This is a genomic window from Neobacillus sp. BF23-41 (genome assembly GCF_041106275.1).
In genome coordinates, this window is sequence record NZ_JBGBPR010000023.1 from 25,298 (window position 1) to 41,082 (window position 15,785).

The following is a 15,785-nucleotide window of genomic DNA, read 5'->3' on the forward strand; positions in this document are numbered from 1 at the left end:
ATCGTTTTGAGTTAGTTATATGCAATAATTCATAGTAAATTCACAATATCTAGAAAAAGTAAAACAATAGTGATATATAGCATTTTCGTATCACATTATTAATTACTAATGACAATTTAACAATTACAACTAACGAAGTCAATGATTAAATGCGTTTAAGGAATTATTAAAATATTTTGATAACTTTCTTTTATTTGAATATAATTGGTTCATTACTAACATATAATTTTTAAAATGATAAATAATAAGGATAGGATGTGATGAGGATGGAATTTTCACTTTGCAGTTATGATGGGGCTCTTCCTGTTGAGGTAACACTTGATGATGATAATGGAAGATACACCATTCGTAAAAGCGATCGTAGTGGGGAATATTTTAATAGCCCACTGGAATTAATAAGCTGGGTTAAAACACATTTCAACGAAAGAGAATTTTGCCATCCACATGAATTTAGGGGTATGCTTGCTAAATTAGCAGATTACGAATTAAATGGATCCTATTTCTAATATCAAACAAAAGAAAGCACCAGCGATGCGCTGATGCTTATTTTTATGAGTCCAAACCTGATCAATCCGCGCTACGATTTTCTTTCATATATTTTGAATTCATAATCGTACGGATTCTTCTCATCCATTAAGCCCTTTTCACTAGACACTAGTTCCCATTTGCTACGATCAAATTCAGGAAAAAACGTATCCCCTGCAAATTTTTCATGAATAAGCGTGATATATAGACGATCCGCAAACTCAAATGTCTCGTTAAATATTTCCGCTCCACCAATGACGAAGATTTCTTCGCTTTGCTTTTTGCTGTTCTTTACAAAATCCTCAATGGAATAAAAAACCGTACAATCTTCACTCTGATAATTAACCTGGCGGGTGATCACAATATTTTCTCTGCCAGGAAGGACACGACCAATGGATTCATGCGTTTTTCTTCCCATCGCAATTGGGTGGCCCATCGTCACCCTCTTAAAGAATTTTAAATCCTCCGGCAAATGCCATGGTAATTGGTTATTTTTCCCTATTACTCCATTTTCGTCCATCGCGACAATAAAGGAAATCATACACTCACTACTCCCTTAATGTGAGGGTGTGGATCATATCCCTCTAGTGTAAAGTCTTCATACTCAAAAGAGTAGATATCCTTGACTTGTGGATTAATTTTAAGAGTCGGCAATGCTCTCAGCTCTCTCGCCATTTGCAACTTAACTTGTTCCATATGGTTTTGATAGATATGAACATCACCAAAGGTATGGATAAATTCACCTGGCTCCAAGTTGCACACTTGGGCAATCATCATTGTTAGCAGTGCATAGGATGCGATATTAAACGGGACGCCAAGAAATACATCGGCTGAGCGTTGGTAAAGCTGGCAGGACAGCTTCCCATCTGCCACATAAAATTGGAACATACAGTGGCACGGCGGTAACGCCATATTATCTACTTCAGCAACATTCCAGGCATTGACAAGTAGTCTTCTTGAGTTGGGATTCGTTTTAATCTGGTTGATAAGCTCCGTAATTTGGTCAACGGTTTTTCCATCCGCACCTGTCCAAGATCGCCATTGGTGACCATAGACAGGACCTAATTCCCCATTTTCGTCTGCCCATTCATTCCAAATGCGGACCCCGTTTTCCTGTAGATACCGAACATTCGTATCCCCATTTAAAAACCAAAGCAGTTCATAGATAATCGATTTTAAATGTAATTTTTTGGTCGTCACGAGTGGAAATCCTTCTGCCAACTTAAATCTCATTTGATAACCGAAGGTGCTAATTGTACCCGTACCAGTTCGGTCGCCCTTTATGTTTCCATTTTCAAGTACATGCTTACATAATTCTAAATATTGCTTCACCGTGGACACTCCCTTATCTGCACATATTTATCTATTTTAACAATCAAGGGCAAATTAGTGAAGCGATAGCTGTTTCAAAAATTCAAATGTTTTTGGTGCTTTCTTCCGTAATAGTTCTTTTGTTTCATTATTTAAATAGTACATTGCGAAGGTCTCTGCAAAATATTCTTCCGGATATAAAAAATAGCTGTTTCCCGGAAATAATTGTTCATGTTCCTTTTCCCATACGCTCATAAAGTCCTTGGAACCACTAATCTCCCCATACACATAGCGATCGATCGAATGGGCCAACTCATGTAATTCTAGATTTACAGAACTATGACCCTTTCCTGATTCACTGGAACCAATCTTAACAAGGACCACCTTCGATCCTCCAATCCCTGGGACATCATCCCAGGTTACGTTAGATGTATAACCCCGCGGAACCTGCCCAGCTAATTGCCTTGCAGTGGGATTATCCGTTAGCTTTCCATTAAAAAGTTTCAGGTTAATTCCCTGATTGTTTATTTTTTTTAAAAGAGAGAAAGGTAAAGAATTGATTCTGGAAATCATAGCAGCCGCTTCTTGTTGATCAAAGTGCTCCTTTGGTAATACAATTATTTGATCTAAAAGTGCTACTGACCGATCATCTTTAAGAGATTGGTAGATTAGCGAATTTCTAGGATAATCTCCAAGCAAAATACCATCATAAGAAGCTTGTGATGTAGTTATGGATGATAGGAATAAACCAGCGATTAGTAGAGTAATTACCGATTTACGCAAATTATCATCCCCTAATAATTCAATATATTAATTGAATTATAACATAGGACTTAGTTTGTTAATTTGAATTTACAAGCCAAAAGTGGGGAATAAAGGAAAAAAAGCTGCCGAATACGGCAGCTTCACAATTTTAATAAATTTAAACTTCTAATCCATAATTTCGGCAAAGGGAAGCTAATCCACCTGCAAAACCACTGCCGATCGCGTTAAATTTCCAATCACCGTTATGGCGGTAAAGTTCACAAATAACAACCGCTGTTTCGACCGAAAAATCCTCGCCAAGGTCAAATCTTAAGACCTCATTATTAGTATCTTCGTCAACCAAGCGAACAAAGGCATTAGAAACTTGGCCGAAATTCTGGAATCTTGCGTCCGCATCATGAATGGTCACAGTAATCGCAATTCGATGCACATGCGTGGGAACTTTACTAAAGTCAATCTTGATTTGCTCGTCGTCGCCGTCGCCTTCTCCGGTTCGGTTATCACCCGTATGTTCAACAGAGCCTGAAGAGTGAATCAAATTATTGTAAAAAATAAAGTCGGAATCCTGGATAACTCTGCCATTCGCATCTGTTAAAAACGCGGATGCATCCAAGTCAAAGTCATTTCCACCATGATAACGATTCGTATCCCAGCCGAGGCCAACAATTACCTTGGTTAGCCCAGGGTTCGTTTTTGTTAAATCAATTCTTTGTCCCTTTGCTAAGTTTATACCCAAACGTATCACCTCTATTTGAACTTTATTTAATTACCTAACTAAAGGAACGAACAACTTCACTAAGGCTGGCTGCATTTGTACCGCTGCCGATTGCCGCAAACTTCCAATCATTGCCATGACGATAAATTTCTCCTGTCACAAGGCATGTTAGCCCGCTGTAATTATCTGATAAATTATAATGGATGAGCTCTTGATTATTCCCAGGATTCACGACTCGGATAAAAGCATTTTTCATCATCCCAAAGTGCTGCTTTCTCTTCACACAGTCATAGATATTAACAACGAAAACAAGTTTCTGAATATTGGACGGTACTCTGCTTAAATCGATCATTACCTGCTCGTCATCACCGTCTCCGTCGCCTGTTAAATTATCTCCTGAGTGTTGTACACTGCCGTCATTGCTCTTTAAGTTTCCAAAATAAACAACGTCCTTATTGTTTTGGAGCTTGTCGTTTGCACCAAGCATAATAACGGAAGCATCACAATCTATATTAGCTGCACCACCGCCGCTGAATAAACCGCCGAATAAGCCGCCGCCACCGCCGCTTTGTACTGGATCCCAGCCCAAACCTACCATGATTTTAGATAATCCTGGATTACTCTTCGTTAAATCAACACGTTGCCCTTTTTGTAAATTAATAGCCAATTCAATCACCCCAATAAGAAATTTAGTAAATCAAAATCTATTTATTAACTAAGATTGTTTCAACTGTTTAAAGTTATTTTGCAGTTGTTCTAAACGTTTGGTGCCTTCAATCCGCATCCGTTTATTTTCATCTTCGATAGCCCTTGTTTCCTGCATGCCTTTGATGATAATATTCCAAGATTCTTCAATCGTCTCGATTTTTATACTTGGACCTCCGGCAAGCCTAGCAATATCCGTGCTTTGCTGGGAAATGTTTTGCGCATTTTTCAGAAGCATTTCATTTGTCCTGCGGTCAAGTTCACTCATTGAATCAGCAACCAGCTTTTGTCTTTTCGCCGCCATCGCTTGAATCAGACCATTTTTAAAAATCGGGATGGTCGTCACAAATGCCGAATTAATTTTTCCAATCAGTTTCGTATTTCCTCTTTGCAAAAGACGAATCTGCGGAGCAGTCTGCAGTGAGACCATTTTGGCCATTTCTAGATCATAGATGCGTTGTTCTAATAACTCAATGACATTTTTCAGCGAGTCCAATTGCATGGAGGCAAGTTGATCACCTGCTCCAGCTCGGGATTCAAGCTGGGGAAGTTGATTATTTTTTAGTTCCTCAACTTTTATCTCACCCGCAACAATATACTTTTCAAGCGTTAAATAGAATTGATAATTTTGCTCATACATTTGCTCGAGCATATTTGTTGAATCAACCATTTCATGCTGATATTTCGATATTTCTATGTATACCTTGTCAATCTCGGAGCCCATGGTTTGGTATTTGCCGAACAGCTTTTCGACCACCTTTTCACCCTTTTTAAAGAGCTTACCAAAAAATCCACCTGAAGTTTTTTGAAAGTCCTTAGCATCAAACTTATCCATAATCCGGCCCAGTTGTTTAAGCAGTTCACCAGAATCCTCCACTTTTGAAGTCTTCATATTGTTTAATATCTGATCCGAAAAACGGGAAATTTGGACGGCTGGTTCCTTCCCAAACTCTAAAACTTGGATTTGGTCACGCTCATCAATCGTACGGGCTAAATTTTGAATTTCTGGTTCTTTCCGAAGTGCAAGTTTAATGTCAGAGACTTTTGTTTCTGTTAGGATGTCATCCGTACCTGCTGGCGTTAAACCGCTTGATGGATTCGGCGTAAGAGTCACTTATTAATCTCCCCTTAAATTTTTTAAGATTCCTTGAAAAAGCCCCTTTTTAAAAATGGACGGTTCTTTAAATTCTAAATCAAAAACAACGTCTTCAAGCCAATGCTTGTCAAATAAACGATCGTCCAAGAAATTTTCAATATCATTATGCCCAGGAGGATTATATAGGATGATATCAATACCAAATTGATTTAATAGCAAGATAAGTGCTGCATCTGACCTTGAGAGTATACCTGCTAATTCATTATTGTAAATGATTAATTTAGGTATATGTTGCGAGTAGTCAAATCTCTCGATTAACTGAATGATGGGTTTTGGCATAAACAAGGCCTGTGTAAATAAATACATCTTTACGTCTTCTATACTTTCCTTCGGTAAGGGCTTTAAACCTGGTTTTTCACAGATTTTCCTAACGGCATTAGCGATTCCTTTTTGTAAGCCTGAAGATAAAAAGGAATATGGCCAGTAATGTGCTTGCATCATAGTAGCCGGATTAATTAAGCCATCCTTATCAAGGGCATTTCGATAATGAAAGCGAAAATCACTTGTGCTTGTCATCGTGATTGGCAAACGGCGAATCAGTAAACTATGCTCTAATTCACTTAGGGATTGCAGACGGTCCCAGTACTCTTTGCGATTTTTACTAACACCCTGTACTTTAGCAAAGATAGAAGGTATTTTGACTTGTCCGTTCCCCACCTCAAAATCTGGTCTTACCATCGCCATTTCTTTCCCAAGAATAAATAGTTCATCATAGGTCGTTTTTAATGTAATCGAGGACGGAGTATAATCCCTTAATTGCCATGGTTTGTAAAGACCTGAACCCTCTTGGTTTAAAATCGTTTCAATTTCTTTTGAGGCCCTATATGCAACCGTTGCCTTACGACTGCGCTTTTCCTTAGGGAACGGTTCCGCAGGCAGCTTATTTTGAAATTGATGCGAGAAGATTGGGTCCTCCATCATACCTTCTAAAATATCCTTACCTTCTGGATGGAAAATAACAATATCACAGGCAAGCCTGCTTAAATAATATAAAAAATATTGGTGGCTTTTCTTAAAGTCGCCGTACCACAAAAATTTAGGCATTTCGATTTGTGGATCAGCCATTTCCAAAACGGGCTGTAAATGATTGATAGACCATTTAACAATGTCAACAAGCACCCGCCTAAGCTCGTGGTTCTTTAGCCCGTCCCTTTCAAGTTTTGCGTACAACTCCAGTGTTGCGATCATCGCTTCTCTTATCTTCCTATGGATTACCGGTACCTTTGATTTCAACAATAACTGTTCCCCATCTAGAAAAGCCGTAAATCGGTTGATGGACAGCTTTTGTTCACGATTAATATTTATGACTTTTTGAATGGATTGAAAGTGAGTGTTGTTAATTGTTTTGTCTAGTGATTCCTCACTTAGCAAATGAAGTCTCCATTCCTCATTATTAACATAATCAAAAAGCTGGTTATAATAGGTATCCGTATCGATTGGTATCCCAAGGAACTTTCCAAGTACTTGCCCAATGTGAATTTTCCCATTTTCTAATGAATAATCTGGCCGTTCAGGCAGCGGTTTTTTCAGCAAGGCGTGCCAATTTTCATATGAAAGGGATACTGGATGGGCGATTAGCTGATTTAATGATGGATGCATTCATAATCCCTTCCTCAAAAAAGAAAGCTATTTTTCTAGCGCTAGAAAATTATGTAAGGTTTCCATAACATCATATCATAGTTATTTAATTGGTTCATTTGTTTATACGAATGTCATAAAAAAATGTTTCGTCTTTTTCACCATTTCCTCATTTTTCACCTTTTTCCTTGTCCTTACATACTATTTGAGTACTGACGTTAAAGTAGGTGACTCGAATGAGATTTTTATATAAGCGGCCTAGGATGGAACACATTCAGGAAGAATTAAATACCGTGATGGAAGTGATGGTTTCCGATGTTTTTATTTACCTAGATTTATTTGTGTTTAGCTTAATCTTTACGATGCTGCTTTCTTCAACATTGCATTCACTAGCCATGTCAATTCTATTCTTTTTTGGATCCTATAGTTTATTTTCTTGCGTATACTTATTTGTTTTTAACCGAAAAGTGAAATAGATTAAACTATAAGTTGTTGCAGCTGTAAAAATTGTTGGGTAATCTCCTCCCCTGCACTAATACCATAATTTTTTGTAAGTGTAAAATTACTAGTGCCTAACACCCTTGCAAGCTCACCGTGGGCTGGGACAAATCGATATTGGCAGTTTTTCAGAAAGTCCCAATCTAGTACGGAGTCCCCCGCACCCGCAATGACTTCCAAACCTTCTCGCTTAGAGATAAATTCAAGTGCATCACCTTTGCTGATCGCAAGAGGGATAAAGTAGAGCTTTCTCCCCTGTATGGAGATCCTCCAACCATTTGATACGGCCAAATCATTAATCGCTTTTCGATCTGAAGCAGGTGGAAGACTGTTTAAGATGAAATAGAAAAATAAATTCTCCGCCTGCTTTATTTGCCCATCAAATTGAAAGCCTTCTCTTTTTAAAAGCGCAAGTAACTCATTTTGGGGAACCGATTCCGCGTTCATACGCTGAAAAATATAGGTCGACCAATCTTTCATTATTTCACCTTTATTAATAATATTGGCCCCATTTGAAGTAATTGCATATTTTAGCTGTATGTCCTCCTTAAAAATGTAGAAACGGTTAAATTGCTCTGTTGTCCTCGTTGTAACCGGAACAAAAAGACTAGTTAGTGATAGCTCTTTTAAAGCAAAAAAGGATCGTTCTGTCATATAGGCAACCCAATTATTATCTTTTTTTTCAACGGGTTTTATGACTGTTTTATCTAGTTCTCCTAGTTCCTCTATAGCCCGTTTCGAATAAATCAATGTACGATCAAGGTCAGATGCAAAGATCATTTTTTAATCCCCTTAACCGACTTGATTAAGCCGCAGCATAAATACTTTAAATTTGGATATGGTACAACCTCTACACCCTTTTCTTCGGCAAGCATTAGAATATGTTTGACAAATGGACTTGACGGATCGCGCATCAGTATCTTCCATGGAACCCTGCGAAGCAAAACTCTTGTTGTTTCTCCGACTCCTGGTTTGATATAATGGGTACTTTCAATTTCAAACTCAGATTGAATTCGCTTGACGTCCTCCATCCCCAAGAATCCAGTTTCTATTTTCTCATTTTCCTTATGTGTAGCCATCTCCGCCGCTTCGCTTGCAATGTTTACAAATTCATTGCTAATCAAATCAATATATTTATTGGAAACATCAACAGGAATCAATTCCTCGTAATACTTAGCTCCATGGAATTCATCCTTCCCGATATATTGATCATTTAAAACCGTCCTGCTCACCAACCCAGATACAGTTGAGTTCAGACATGCACTAGGAATTAAAAAATCCTCGCGAGTTCCGAACAAAGTGGTACAATAACCTGGATCTGCGATGACTGCTAATGTGTCGTCTAGGTTTATCCCATATTTTTGTTGATAATCATGACAGGCTTTGGTCAATTCAAGCGAAATTGCCCCTTTACCTGTCCACCCATCAACAAATTGAATATCGGCCTCTGGATGTTGGCTAAGTATATATTGAAGGGCATTTTCGTCAATCCCTCTGTCGCGGATAATTGAAACACTGTAATGCGGCAATAATACATGGTAATGCATGTGAATATACCTTTTTATTAATATCCCCACAGGCGTTCCTGCACGAGCCAGAGAAACAAGAACGGCCCGATCACCCTTAGATTGATAGATTTGTTCAGCCACAACACCAATACATAGGGCAACTTTTTGTTTGTATTCCTGTAAGGTTTCCCAAAATAAATCCACATACGCCTTTGGCGGCTGGTACTCTATTGGCAGTGATTCGCTGTAGTGAACACCTGATTGAACCATCAATTCCCGATTTTCAGTCGAATCCTCTAGCTTTATATCACTTAAATCCTTTAATAGAAATTGAACATCCTCCGCATTATAGCTTCCGATTTTTGCCGGTTTATTGATTGTGGTTTTCAACTTGTTCACCTCGATATTCAGAAAAAAAGACGAGTCTTATCATCTTTATTTGTAATTTACTTAGTTCTTTCAGTAATGGTTGAAGATTCTCTAACTTTACTGTTCTTTCAAAAAAGATAAATATTTCATCGTAGAATCCTGGTGGAATATTGTAAAAAAAGTTAGTAATATCTTGGTCTTCAGGATTAGGAAAAGACGCACCATACCTCGCTCCGTATCCTACTTTGTCTTCAATAAAAATCGGGCTTCGGGTTGTTGATTGATAATAAACACCTTCACCCATCTCGGCAGCTAATTTCATCGGAAGATACATAAACTCTCCAGTGCCTAGACAAAGCGTCCTTTTTCCAAGCCTTTTTTTGTATAAAACGGCCGCAGCTGCAGAGGCTTTCTGTTGAAGACTCCTATTTTCCGTACTGCTTAGGCCGAATCGACCTGTCTCTTTAATAAATGCTGCCTTATTCATCGGGTTATATGCTGAATAGGGGGTCATGGTAAAAAAAGGTGAAAGGTCTATTCGTTCGACAGATGACTCGACGCGCATGTTCGATTCCACTTTTACTGACCAATTATTCATTTCATTATGCTGTTTAACCTGTACTGTACCAGCCAAAAGGCTTACCACATTGATTTTTATCCCCAGGTCCTGTTCAAGACGGATAAAACCATATCGATTTTCTTCTGAACGCCAATCCAAAATGGAAACAACAGTATAAACACGTCTTGGGAATTTAGCATGGATCGATTGGATAATATTTAAAGCGGTTTTACCCGTTGTCAGTTCATCATCAACGAGGATGATTTCTCGTTCATTTTGTATCATTTCTAACGGAATAAAACAACGATGTGATGTCGCATGGGAATGCTCTTCTTCAAAGGTAATTTTTGGTTTTTCCTGTTCGAGTTCTTCTCTAGTGGTATGAAAGTATTCTGCCGATTTAAAGCAATCAAAGAAAGCATGCCCAAGTGAGGTGGCGGTTTCAGCAAATCCTATCACTACAGGACGAATATTGTCAGGGATAAAGGACTTACTCTGATATGATTCTCCATTTTTAAAGGAGGTTAATAGACTCTCAGTTTCTAAACATTTTATCTCCTTTACCGTTTCAAGGAATCTCGCACCAAGAAGTGCTCCAGTTTGCAGTCCCTTATTAGGATCAATTGGTAAGTGTTTACCGAGCACTTTACTTACAAACAAAAACGACCGTTTCTTATTTATTCTGGCTGCCATTGTAAATAACTCTTCTAGTGGCAAATCATACGGATTTTCAGAAACTTCTATCTCTGTTTCAATCGAGTCTAGGATATTATACATATACTTCTTTTTTGATAAGGTCAATGGTTGTGAATTCTTCATGTAACACCCCGTACAGCTGTGATTTTAAAATGGTTTTCTTTGCCCAATAATAATGAGGTTTTATCTCATTCATTTTATTAGCAAAATTACTTTTCAAAACGCCAATATCCCCATTTGCCGCATTTATGATATTGCTAGCATCAATGAATTCCTCGTAGGAAACGACATTTAAGGCTTGCACTACTTTGATATGTGAAGGATGAATAATCGTTTTTCCTGTTATTCCGTTTGCAATATCCATTAAGATTTCCTGGATTAAACCATCCATATGTTCATTGATTAATTTTGCTCTCCATTTCAACCCTTCATCCCCGTACCGTTCGCGGAAGGGTGTTTGCCTAAGCTGCGGCTTTAACATTCTCTTTTTCGCGGAAAAATACTCCCAAACTGGACCAGATACAACGTAGGAACTATCAAAGCGTTGAAAGACATTGATAATATCTGAAATGCAATCTCTTAAGACAGCGATATCATAAACGGTAGTATCCGCACTACGACGAATTCCATATAATCCACAAAAATCAGTAGCCCCAATCCGAACATTAAGAATAATGTCCTTGTAGCGATCAAGCAGATTCTTTATACTCATTAATTCTTCCATTCTCGTTTCTTTTTGAATGACCTTTGCTGTCTCCAAAATCGGCATAGCATAAAATGGGTGCTCCTTTGTATGTAATCGGTTTACTTCCATTAATAGTTCTTCACCAATTTCAGCGCTGAATTTTGGAAGCACGACCCCAGTAAGCAGACTTATTGCATCCCCTAATTGTTCGGTAACCCGTTTTAACTGCTCTAGGTTTCGGATTCGGATAAACATAAGTGGTAGATCCGTATAGCTCAAAAAGCCCTTATTTAATTCAAAAAATAACTTTAATAATTCACTGATAAGCATTGCCTCAGCATCAGTTACCTCGTTATCACCAACAGCATCTTCTAAGTCGATGACAAGGGAGGTTAAACCTTCATGCTTCTTAGAGAGGATTTCTTGATGAATATTAGGGCGTGTAGCAGGCATATAAAGCGTGGCGCCTAAACCATAGGACAGTAGTTCACGGTGAGAATATTTTGTATAAGTCTGCGGTTTTTGAAAGAAGAATCGTTTAATTTCATTTTCGTAAAAGTATGTAAAAAATTCCATAACCATTTACTCCTCTTTAAAGGTAAAAAATAGAGGAGACGGACTCTCGTCAGCTCCCCTTTTTAGTCAACAATTTTTAGTTTTCTTTGCTAGTTTCCTTTTTCTTATTCATGAAGTGAACAATAAAGGTTGCTCCAAATGTTACGGCTAGAATAATAAAGAAATGTAATGATTCAATATGGATGTTGAATAAAGGTAAGGTTAGTGCCATCTTAATAGAAATGATTAGGATTAAGATATAAGCGGTAGTTTCAAGTTCAGGAATCCTATCAATTAGTGTAAGAAAAACTCCGGCAACGCCACGCATCATTAAAACGCCAAGGATCCCACCTACAAATAAAATCCATACCTGATTGCTGACCCCAAATGCCGCCAGAACGCTGTCAACCGAGAAAGCAATATCCATTAATTCAACGGCAGCTACCGTTCCCCAAAAGGTACCAAATAAGCGTATTAGCAAGCCGCCTTGGTTAATTCCTTCTGCTTCCTCTTCATCGTGACCAGCATCACCTTTATACTTATCGATGAAATACTTAATCGCTAACCAAGCAAGATACGCGGCACCAAGGGCTTTAATGACCCAAAACTTGATTAAATATACTCCGATTCCAATCGCAATAAATCGGAATATATATGCTCCTAATAAACCATAGAACAAGGCTCTCTTACGCTTTTTAGGTTCCAAATGTTTAACCATAACGGCTAAAACAAGCGCATTATCGGCAGAAAGTAATCCTTCTAAAATAATAAGTGTCCCAATAAGTCCCCAGCTGACTGGATCGGCCAATATTTGACCCCACATATTCAAATCAAAAAATTGCGCATAGGTGTCCAAGATATGATTCAAAACTGACATTAAAGTAATTCCTCCTAGAATAGATAAGCGGAAGCGCCTTGTTCAGGGGCGACAAGCATAAGTCGAGCCGGCGTGAAGGTTGTTCTTTAACCTTCATGACGGATTGGCTGTAGACCATAGAGCCCCTAGGCGCAGCAGCTAGACATATTGTTAACAAAGCTTTTGTAAAAAGACCCATTATTGATTGGGTCTCTTCATTTTGAAATATTAACCTATAGATAGTCCAAAGTCAGTTGCAAGTGCAGCTAATCCGCCTTGATAACCACTACCGATGGCACTAAATTTCCATTCACCATTGTGGCGATACAATTCACCAACAACAATTGCTGTTTCAATCGAGAAGTCCTCACCTAAATCATAGCGAATCAATTCTTCACCGTTTGCCTCATTGTAAATGCGGGCATAGGCATTTGAAACCTGTCCAAAGTTTTGATTTCTGCTTTCTGCATCATGAATTGTAATTGTAAACGCAATCCGCTGAATATTGGCTGGAATAGTAGTAAGACTTACTTTAATGCCTTCATCATCACCATCACCAGCACCTGTGCGATTATCTCCGGTATGTACCACAGCTCCATTTGCTCCTTGTGGATTATTATAGAAAATAAAGTCACTTTCATTCGTAACTTTTCCATTTTCTCCTAATAGGAAAACAGATGAATCTAAATCAAAGTCATTTCCACCATCATATTTGTTTGTGTCCCATCCTAATCCAACCACAACATTTGTTAAACCAGGATTGGTTTTTGTTAAATCAACTTTTTGACCTTTTGATAAACTTACTGCCATTTTTCATTCCTCCAATTTAGGTAATAGTCTATTTACGAGTTTGTCATAAAAAGGTTTCATTTATTATAATAAAATTTTTTCCTGCCAATAAGCAAATTCACATTAACTCATCCATTTAGGTGGTGTATTTTTAGCCCAAAAAATGGACCCTAACTCATGATGGCTCTGGTAATTATCATGGTAGGTGTGGTAATGAAAATTGAACCAGTAGCCTGCTTGCGGTGGATTATCTCGTCTTACATGGAATCGAAGTATATCTTTACCGATAGCGCGATTGTTAATATTAAAGATTTTTTCAGAAAGGCCGGTACCAGGATGTTCGGTTATGGTGAGATTTTTCAAATCTTCTTCAGGAAATTGGACAGCAATTTCTTCAAGTGCAGTTTCGATATTTGGTAAAATAATTTCTCGGAATTCATTTTCAATGACTGGTTTAATCTTTGGACCAAATTTTTGATATGACTGGAATTCGGCTTGTTTTATTAATTCTTCAATAAACTTTTCTTTATCAAACTCTGATTCTTCAATAAACGTATTTATTTGTCCAAAGTGACTTTCGGTCGATGGCGCTTCGAAGGCATCACGATCGGCGAGATTCTCTGCATTTACCGTATTGATTAATTGAGTGGGGGTAACAAGTCCAAAAGTTAAAACAGATACTAATACAAATAACGTTTTACGAAGCCAATTGTTCATTTTTCATTTCACCTTATTCTTAGCAAGATTATGTATCATCTATTTTTTCAAAAATAAGTTATTATACAAAATATTATACTTCTTTTTTCTTGTAAATGGAAAAAAACAGTTTAAATATCACAATTTAATCATAGAAAAAGGATGTCGGCTGACATCCTAATTAGCAGTGGGCTTCAAATGCCCCAAGTAAATTATGCATAACTGTTTCCATCGGCATTCCTTCAATATCGTGTCTAGGAATGAAATGAACGACTTTTTTATCTTTTAATAATGCCATTGATGGAGATGATGGTTCAATTCCTTCGAAATACTCACGCATTTTCGCAGTGGCTTCTTTATCCTGTCCAGCAAAAACTGTTACTAGGTGGTTTGGCTTTTTTTCGCTATTTAGCACCGCTTGCGTTGCAGCAGGACGAGCCAATCCAGCAGCACATCCGCACACAGAATTTACGACAACAAGCGTGGTTCCGCTGACATTTTCCAAAAATTGTTCTACATCTAATGCAGTAGGTAGCTCTTCGAAGCCAGCTCTTGTTAATTCTTCGCGCATCGGTAAAACCATTTGTTTCATATATTCATCATAAGCATTTGACATTTTAAATCACTCCGTTTCGGTTCATCCATTTTAGAATACCTAATCTATTAGCTCTTTGCAATTTTATTCAGTCACTTTCCTTGCTTCGGTCATTTGCTTCCAAACAGAACCTTTAGCTGCTTCACCGCCTTCAATTCTTTCAATCGCCATTTTTATTTGCAAACTGACTTCAAATTCCGAATCATTTTCGGCAGCTTTTAACGCTGGAAGGGCCTTTTCATCGCCTGCTTCATATAAAAACATAGCTGCACGCCAGCGAACTAACTTGCTCTTATCCTGCAATGCTTCCATCATCTCGTCGGCTGCTTCTGGAAACCCTAAATCTGATAGACAATCTCCCGCGGTTCTTCGAACGGTCACAGTTTTATCTTTCAGTGCCTGGTATAAAAGCGGAAGTACCTCTTTCTCTTTGATCATCCCGAGATACACTGTTGCAAGCCTTCGAATCGAAGACTTTTCATCAGATAATGCTTTTTCAAGCACAGGTAAATCCTCTAGTACCGGATCATCCATTTGCTCGAGGCGTTGATAGCGAATCTGCCAATCGGGATTCAGTAAATCCTCCAATGTTACCTTTTTGCGAGACAGATTAATTTTTGGTCCTGAAGTAGATTCTGCTGATTGAGCATTTGTAACTAATTCTTCTAATCGTTCCAGTGGATACGCGGCAATGAGTTCATCGACTACCTCCTTGCCAATTTGGTCAAAATCTCCATAGCGGACTCCCTGATTTTGCCACTTTCGCAAGAAGATATAGTTCTCTTCAGGAAGCTGTGCCCTTTCTCTTGCTTTTAAAAAGTGTTCCGGCAATCCAAACCGTCTTTCAGTTGCGCCATCGGTTAGCTTTACTTGGAGTGGAATATCCTTAAACATTTGGATTTCAACCTTAATTTCCCCAAAATGTTCATCTATTTTTGCTGTGTTTGCAGTTTCATTCGCTTTTTCTCCAAATGCCTGGCGAACTTGAGGTAATAATTCCTTCCAATCATATCTTGCATTCCGCTCGACAGCAAGAAAGTCTGCGACATGGTACACGCCTTTGATGCCTTCGATTTGAAGGATGGATTGGATAACGGCTGGCGCATCTGTTGCTGTTTCTTTTTTATAATTATGGCTTTTCCCCATAGGAAGTTCTTCATCTAAATTAATTTTCATTGTATTCGGACTTGGCGTTGGTTCAATCGCCTTAATTTTCAACAAGAT

Annotated in this window: 17 protein-coding genes; 1 reads left to right on the forward strand and 16 read right to left on the reverse strand. The window is 38.2% G+C overall.

Annotated features, from left to right (window positions below; all coding sequences use genetic code 11):
* Positions 1-266: 266 nt before the first annotated feature.
* Positions 267-506 carry a hypothetical protein gene (locus AB7942_RS24160; protein WP_088088697.1) on the forward strand — a complete coding sequence of 80 codons (240 nt, stop codon included), beginning with the start codon at positions 267-269 and terminating at the stop codon, positions 504-506.
* Positions 507-577: 71 nt separating this feature from the next.
* On the opposite strand, the gene AB7942_RS24165 is transcribed toward AB7942_RS24160, so the two are convergent.
* From AB7942_RS24165 to AB7942_RS24240, 16 genes are all read right to left on the reverse strand, one after another.
* Positions 578-1,066, reverse strand: coding sequence for a dihydrofolate reductase (locus AB7942_RS24165; RefSeq protein WP_335711816.1), 489 nt, complete (start codon positions 1,064-1,066; stop codon positions 578-580).
* The gene (locus tag AB7942_RS24170) at positions 1,063-1,857 is read right to left on the reverse strand and encodes a thymidylate synthase (RefSeq protein WP_369448867.1); all 795 of its coding nucleotides are present in this window, start codon (positions 1,855-1,857) and stop codon (positions 1,063-1,065) included. The genes AB7942_RS24165 and AB7942_RS24170 overlap by 4 nt, the downstream gene beginning before the upstream one ends.
* Before the next feature lie 54 nt (positions 1,858-1,911).
* Entirely contained in the window at positions 1,912-2,619 is a 708-nt protein-coding gene (locus AB7942_RS24175) for an anthrax toxin lethal factor-related metalloendopeptidase (RefSeq protein WP_369448868.1), read from the reverse strand.
* A gap of 139 nt (positions 2,620-2,758) precedes the next feature.
* Positions 2,759-3,337 (reverse strand): TerD family protein, encoded by a 579-nt coding sequence (locus AB7942_RS24180; RefSeq protein ID WP_088088701.1) that lies wholly within the window; start codon positions 3,335-3,337, stop codon positions 2,759-2,761.
* Between the two features lie 34 nt (positions 3,338-3,371).
* Positions 3,372-3,983: a TerD family protein gene (locus AB7942_RS24185; protein WP_215003176.1), complete on the reverse strand. Its 612-nt coding sequence runs from the start codon at positions 3,981-3,983 to the stop codon at positions 3,372-3,374.
* Positions 3,984-4,031: 48 nt separating this feature from the next.
* Positions 4,032-5,135 carry a toxic anion resistance protein gene (locus tag AB7942_RS24190; RefSeq protein ID WP_369448869.1) on the reverse strand — a complete coding sequence of 368 codons (1,104 nt, stop codon included), beginning with the start codon at positions 5,133-5,135 and terminating at the stop codon, positions 4,032-4,034.
* 3 nt (positions 5,136-5,138) lie between these two features.
* Entirely contained in the window at positions 5,139-6,776 is a 1,638-nt protein-coding gene (locus AB7942_RS24195) for a YceG family protein (RefSeq protein WP_335711812.1), read from the reverse strand.
* Between the two features lie 456 nt (positions 6,777-7,232).
* Complete coding sequence (locus AB7942_RS24200; RefSeq protein WP_335713442.1) at positions 7,233-8,033, reverse strand: HAD family hydrolase; 801 nt, start codon at positions 8,031-8,033, stop codon at positions 7,233-7,235.
* Positions 8,030-9,151 carry a cysteine protease StiP family protein gene (locus AB7942_RS24205; protein ID WP_369448870.1) on the reverse strand — a complete coding sequence of 374 codons (1,122 nt, stop codon included), beginning with the start codon at positions 9,149-9,151 and terminating at the stop codon, positions 8,030-8,032. Before AB7942_RS24205 ends, AB7942_RS24200 begins: the two co-directional genes overlap by 4 nt.
* Positions 9,132-10,508, reverse strand: coding sequence for a phosphoribosyltransferase family protein (locus AB7942_RS24210; protein ID WP_369448871.1), 1,377 nt, complete (start codon positions 10,506-10,508; stop codon positions 9,132-9,134). Before AB7942_RS24210 ends, AB7942_RS24205 begins: the two co-directional genes overlap by 20 nt.
* The gene (locus tag AB7942_RS24215) at positions 10,459-11,646 is read right to left on the reverse strand and encodes an HpcH/HpaI aldolase/citrate lyase family protein (RefSeq protein ID WP_369448872.1); all 1,188 of its coding nucleotides are present in this window, start codon (positions 11,644-11,646) and stop codon (positions 10,459-10,461) included. The genes AB7942_RS24210 and AB7942_RS24215 overlap by 50 nt, the downstream gene beginning before the upstream one ends.
* 76 nt (positions 11,647-11,722) lie before the next feature.
* Entirely contained in the window at positions 11,723-12,502 is a 780-nt protein-coding gene (locus tag AB7942_RS24220) for a TerC family protein (RefSeq protein ID WP_088088707.1), read from the reverse strand.
* Between the two features lie 207 nt (positions 12,503-12,709).
* Entirely contained in the window at positions 12,710-13,291 is a 582-nt protein-coding gene (locus AB7942_RS24225; protein WP_088088708.1) for a TerD family protein, read from the reverse strand.
* Positions 13,292-13,393: 102 nt separating this feature from the next.
* Positions 13,394-13,987: a YpjP family protein gene (locus tag AB7942_RS24230; RefSeq protein ID WP_369448873.1), complete on the reverse strand. Its 594-nt coding sequence runs from the start codon at positions 13,985-13,987 to the stop codon at positions 13,394-13,396.
* Positions 13,988-14,147: 160 nt separating this feature from the next.
* On the reverse strand, positions 14,148-14,582 hold the full coding sequence (locus AB7942_RS24235; protein WP_335711593.1) for a BrxA/BrxB family bacilliredoxin: 435 nt from the start codon (positions 14,580-14,582) through the stop codon (positions 14,148-14,150).
* A gap of 63 nt (positions 14,583-14,645) precedes the next feature.
* Positions 14,646-15,779 carry a conserved virulence factor C family protein gene (locus AB7942_RS24240; RefSeq protein WP_369448874.1) on the reverse strand — a complete coding sequence of 378 codons (1,134 nt, stop codon included), beginning with the start codon at positions 15,777-15,779 and terminating at the stop codon, positions 14,646-14,648.
* Between the last annotated feature and the right edge of the window lie 6 nt (positions 15,780-15,785).